This is a genomic window from Ramlibacter sp. (assembly GCF_029866045.1).
GTDB lineage: Bacteria > Pseudomonadota > Gammaproteobacteria > Burkholderiales > Burkholderiaceae_C > Ramlibacter.
In genome coordinates this window covers 1-5,272 of the sequence record NZ_JARXAB010000166.1, presented here as the reverse complement: position 1 = coordinate 5,272, position 5,272 = coordinate 1, and the positions used below count along the sequence as shown (strand labels likewise).

Here is a 5,272-nt window from a genome sequence, read left to right as displayed (position 1 = left end):
CAACCCGAACGCGCATTCCTGCGTGCTTCGGATCCAGGGGCAGGGCGGGGCGGTCGCCCTGCTGCCCGGCGACCTCGAAGCGGCGCAGGAACTGCGCTTGGTCAGGGAGGCCGCGCCCTCACTTCGCGCGGACCTTCTGCTGGTGCCCCACCACGGCAGCCGCACCTCCTCCACCGAAGCTTGGCTGGCGGCAGTGCAGCCGAAGTGGGCCCTGGTGCAGGCGGGTTACCGCAACCGCTATGGCCACCCGGCGGCCGCGGTGCTGGCGCGCTATGCGGCGCAGGGCATTGAGGTGATCGCTACGCCGTCCTGCGGCGCGGCGCGATGGGTCTCCAGCCAGCCAGACCGCGTTGAATGCCAACGCTGGGACGCGCCTCGCTACTGGTGGCACCTACCCGTGGCGACCGACGGGGCGTCGCCCGGCCCAGACCTCCGGCGGGGTCGGTGAGCGCCGCGCTGACCCCGCGCCCCGAGGGGCTGACGCGGTCGCACGGCCCACATCTTGCTATCCTGAGGGTGAGGAGCCCGCCGATGAAGAAGTTTGACGAAATGGTCGCCACCCTGCCGGAGGGTTTGGTCCGGTCGCTCCCCTGGGAGGGGCAGCCCATGGCGGGTGTGCGCCCGCACTACGAGGCCTACGCCGCCTGGCTGGCCGGTCGCACCGCCGCACAAATGGCCGCCCGGCGTGAGGAGGCGGAGATGGTATTCCGGCGAGTCGGGATCACCTTCGCGGTCTACGGCGCGAAGGACGAGGACGGCGCTGGCACCGAGCGACTCATTCCCTTTGACCTCATCCCCCGCGTCATCCCCGCCCACGAGTGGCGGCGCATGGAAAAAGGCCTGGTGCAGCGGGTCACCGCCCTCAATCGCTTTTTGCACGACGTCTACCACGAGCAGGAAATTCTCAAGGCCGGCGTCATCCCGTCGGAGCAGATCACCCAAAATGCCCAGTTCCGCAAGGAGATGATGGGTGTCAATGTGCCCAATCAGGTCTATTCGCACATTGCTGGCATCGACATCGTGCGAGCCCCCGACGCCTCCGGCGAGGGCGTGTACTACGTGCTGGAAGACAACCTCCGTGTGCCCAGCGGCGTGAGCTACATGCTGGAAGACCGCCGCATGATGATGCGGCTCTTCCCCGACCTGTTCAGCCAGCACCGTGTGGCGCCGGTGATGCACTACCCCGACCTTTTGCTTGAGACGCTGCGCGCGAGCTCGCAGTCGGCCGCCCAGTCGGGTGCCCAGGACCCGACGGTGGTGGTGCTCACCCCCGGCATGTACAACAGTGCCTACTTCGAACACGCCTTCCTGGCGCAGCAGATGGGTGTGGAATTGGTTGAGGGCCAGGACCTGTTTGTGAAGGACCGCTATGTCTACATGCGCACCACCCGCGGCCCGCGCCGGGTGGATGTGATCTACCGCCGTGTGGACGACGACTTCCTTGACCCCGCCGTCTTCCGGCCCAACTCCACGCTGGGCTGCCATGGCCTGGTCGAGGCCTACGCCGCCGGTAACGTGAGCATCTGCAATGCAATCGGCACCGGCGTGGCGGACGACAAGTCCATCTACCCCTATGTGCCCAAGATGATCGAGTTCTACCTCGGCGAAAAGCCCATCTTGAGCAATGTGCCCACCTACATGGGGCGTGACCCGGAGGACCTGAAGTACATCCTGGCCCACCTGCCTGAACTGGTGGTCAAAGAGGTGCACGGCGCGGGTGGCTACGGCATGCTGGTTGGCCCTGCCGCATCCGTGCAGGAAATCGCCGACTTTCGCCGGGTGCTGGAGGCCAACCCCGGCGGCTACATCGCCCAGCCCACGCTCTCGCTCTCGTCCTGCCCCACCTTCGTCGACAGCGGAGTGGCCCCGCGGCACATCGACCTGCGGCCCTTTGTCCTCTCGGGCAAGGAGGTGCAGATGGTGCCCGGCGGCCTCACCCGCGTCGCGCTCAAGGAAGGTTCCCTGGTGGTCAACTCCTCGCAGGGCGGTGGCACCAAGGACACTTGGATCCTTGAAGACTGATTGCAGCAAGAACAGGATACCCACCATGCTGTCACGCACTGCCGACCACCTGTTCTGGATGTCCCGCTACACCGAGCGCGCGGAAAACACCGCCCGTATGCTGGACGTCAACTACCAGACCTCGCTGCTGCCCCAGTCTGCGCAGGCGGCGCAAATGGGCTGGCAAGGCCTGCTTTCCATCAGCGAGCTCCTTCCCGCCTACCAGGCCAAGCACGGCGAGATCTCCCCGGGCGCGGTGATGGAGTTCATGGTCGTCGACCCCGGCAACCCATCGTCTATCGTCTCCTGCCTGCAGGCCGCGCGCGAGAACGCCCGCGCGGTGCGCGGCACCCTGACCACCGAGGTGTGGGAAACGCAAAACCAGACCTGGCTCGAGTTGGGGCGGCGCATCGGGGCTCAGGAGCATCTGCGTGACCCGGGCCAGTTCTTCGAATGGGTGAAGTTCCGCTCCCACCTCTCGCGGGGCGTCACCGTGGGCACCATGCTGATGGACGAGGCCCTGTACTTCATGCGCCTGGGCACCTTCCTCGAGCGGGCCGACAACACCGCACGCTTGCTGGACGTGAAGTTCAACGCGCTCAAGAGTGAGTACCACGGTGCGGTTGCCGGCGATGGCTCGCAAGGCGCCGACGGCGAGGACTACGACTTCTACCAGTGGAGCGCCATCTTGCGCAGCGTCTCGGCCTTCGAGATCTACCGCAAGGTCTATCGCAATGTGATCCAGCCCGAGCGGGTGGCCGAGTTGCTCATCCTTCGTTCCGACATGCCCCGCTCGCTGCACGCCAGCGTGGCCGAAGTGGTGGGCAATTTGGCCATGGTGGCCGGAGACAGCGCGCAGGAGACCCGGCGCCGCGCCGGCCGTCTGTTGGCCGAGTTGCAGTACGGCAAGATCGACGAGATCTTGGCGACCGGCCTGCACGCCTACCTGACCCAGTTCCTCGATCGTGTCAATGAGCTGGGTGTGCGCATCAGTCGGGACTTCCTGGTCCCTGCCTGAGTCAGGGGCTGTCTACGGTCGCGCAGTAATCACTGCAACTGAGCACTGCGCCACGAGACCTCCGTTACAGCTTCTTGAAGAAGCTGCGACGCAGGTCACACCACGGCTGGGGCTTTGTGGCTACGCTGGAGGTCTTCCCTAGCACCGGCCTTGCCCCCATGTCTGAACCTTCCCCCAAGGCCTCGCCGGAGCCCGAGGATGCGGGCGCCGCTCCCGAAATGTCGACAGAGAATGCGCAGGACGCGCCCGCAATGGCCGCTGGTGAGTCCGCCGGACCGCTCGCCCCCGAGTCCTCTGGGACCCTCACGCCCGAGTTCGCCGCGACCCTCGCTCAAGAGCTCGCCGAGGCGCGTGCTCCCGAGCCCCCCGGGCCGGCGCGTGCGCAGCCGTCCGATGCGTATTACCGCCAGATCGTCGGCAGTGCGGTGGACCATGCCATCCTCACCACGCAGAGCGATAGCGCCATCACCACCTGGAACAGCGGCGCTGAGCGCTTGACCGGGTGGACCGCAAGCGACATGGTTGGCCAGCCGGTGAGCCGGCTCTTCACCCCTGATGACATCGCAGCCGGCGTGCCACAGCAAGAGATGGACACGGCTCGAGAGGAGGGCCGGGCCATCAATGAGCGCTGGCATCTGCGCAAGGACGGCAGCCGCTTCTGGGCCTCGGGTGAGACCCTCCCGCTGCATGACGAACTGGGTCAGCCCGAGGGCTTCCTCGCCATCATGCGCGACCGTACCGAGCAGCGACGCCAGGCGCTCGACCTCCAGTTCCTTGCCCGCGCCAGCGACGAGCTGGCCGCGCTGTCGGAGGTAGAGACCACCCTCGACAAGATCGCGCACATGGCGGTGCCCGACTTCGCAGATTACTGCGCCATCGACTTGCTGGAGGCCGACGGCACCCTGCGCCGCGTCGCGGCGGTCCACGCCGACCCATCGCGCGAGGCCGCGCTGGCGGGGCTGCACGATCGCTATCCGCCGGACCCCCGCACCCGGGGTGGCACCTGGCATGTCCTGACCACGGGGCGGCCGCAGCTGGTCCCGCGAATGACCCGTGAAATCCTCGAGCGCTCTGTCGAGTCGCCGGAGCGTCGCGAGTCGCTGCTCGCGTTGGGCATGCACTCCTACATTGCGGTGCCGCTCAAGACCCAGAACGAATCGCTGGGGGCGATCAGCTTCGCCACGGTCGACAACACCCGCACCTACGGTGAGCCTGACCTTTCGCTAGCGGTTGACCTCGCTCGGCGGGTTGCGGTCGCGCTGCAGAATGCCCGCCTGCTGCGTGCGCTGCGCGAGGCGGATCGGGCCAAGGACGTTTTTCTCGCGACCTTGGCCCATGAGTTGCGCAACCCGTTGGCGCCCATCCGCAACGGCCTCACCATCCTGCAGCGGACACCGGGCGACCAGACGCGGGTCGAACAAGTCACCCGCATGATCGAGCGCCAGGTCGGCCAGTTGTCTGGCTTGGTTGATGACTTGCTCGATGTCTCTCGCATCGGCACCGGCAAGCTGGACCTGAAGCGGGATCGGGTCGACATGGTCGAGGTGCTCGCGACTGCGGTTGAGATGAGCCGTCCTCTGATCGAGGCTGCCCATCACCACCTGGTGCAGGCCTTCCCGCCTGGCCCTGTGCTGGTGCAGGGTGACGGCCCTCGGTTGGCCCAGGTCTTTGCCAATTTGCTCAATAACGCTGCCAAGTACACCCGTCATGGCGGGCGCATCGAGCTGGTGCTGCAGGCCTTGCCCGAAGAGGTGGTGGTGCGGGTGCGCGACAACGGGGCCGGTATTGCCCCGGAGATGCTGCGGCGCGTGTTCCATCTGTTTACCCAACTGCCGCAGCCGCAGGAGCGCCGCCAGGGGGGATTGGGTATCGGCCTGTCTCTGGTCGACGGGCTGGTGCGGTTGCATGGGGGCCGCGTTGAAGCGCACAGCGCCGGCCTTGGGTCCGGCAGCGAGTTCGTCGTGCGTCTGCCGCAGCTGGGCCTGTTGGCGCCCTGGGACAAGCCCAGTTCTGCCGATGCCAAGGGTCGGTCGGGGCCCCCGGGCCCCCCGGGGCCGGAGGGCCTGCCGGGGCCGCAAGGGGCGCCAGGTCCTCAGGGCCTGCCGGGGCCGCAGGGATTGCCGGGGCCGCGGGGTGTTGCCGGTCCGCAGGGCCAGCCCGGCCCGCGGGGCTTGCCGAACGCGGCGGCGTCGACCGGGCCAGGTGTGGCTGGCCGCCCCGCTCCTGCGGCCCGCGCTCCTGGCGCCGCCTTGC

The 5,272-nt window shown here is 67.5% G+C and carries 4 protein-coding genes; all 4 read left to right on the top strand.

Annotated features, from left to right (window positions below; genetic code table 11):
- Positions 1–448, top strand: a 448-nt coding sequence (locus QE494_RS16545) for a ComEC/Rec2 family competence protein (RefSeq protein ID WP_369289728.1), incomplete at its 5' end; no start/stop codon positions are given.
- Between the two features lie 83 nt (positions 449–531).
- Positions 532–2,022 carry a circularly permuted type 2 ATP-grasp protein gene (locus QE494_RS16540; RefSeq protein ID WP_300045123.1) on the top strand — a complete coding sequence of 497 codons (1,491 nt, stop codon included), beginning with the start codon at positions 532–534 and terminating at the stop codon, positions 2,020–2,022.
- Between the two features lie 25 nt (positions 2,023–2,047).
- Positions 2,048–3,019 carry an alpha-E domain-containing protein gene (locus tag QE494_RS16535; RefSeq protein WP_300045121.1) on the top strand — a complete coding sequence of 324 codons (972 nt, stop codon included), beginning with the start codon at positions 2,048–2,050 and terminating at the stop codon, positions 3,017–3,019.
- A 158-nt stretch (positions 3,020–3,177) separates the two neighbouring features.
- On the top strand, positions 3,178–5,272 hold a 2,095-nt coding region (locus tag QE494_RS16530), incomplete at its 3' end, for an ATP-binding protein (RefSeq protein ID WP_300045119.1).

Excerpts from the sequence above, each read along its gene's own strand:
- QE494_RS16535 (WP_300045121.1), top strand. The coding sequence starts at position 2,048 with ATGCTGTCACGCACTGCCGACCACCTGTTCTGGATGTCCCGCTACACC.
- QE494_RS16540 (WP_300045123.1), top strand. The coding sequence starts at position 532 with ATGAAGAAGTTTGACGAAATGGTCGCCACCCTGCCGGAGGGTTTGGTC.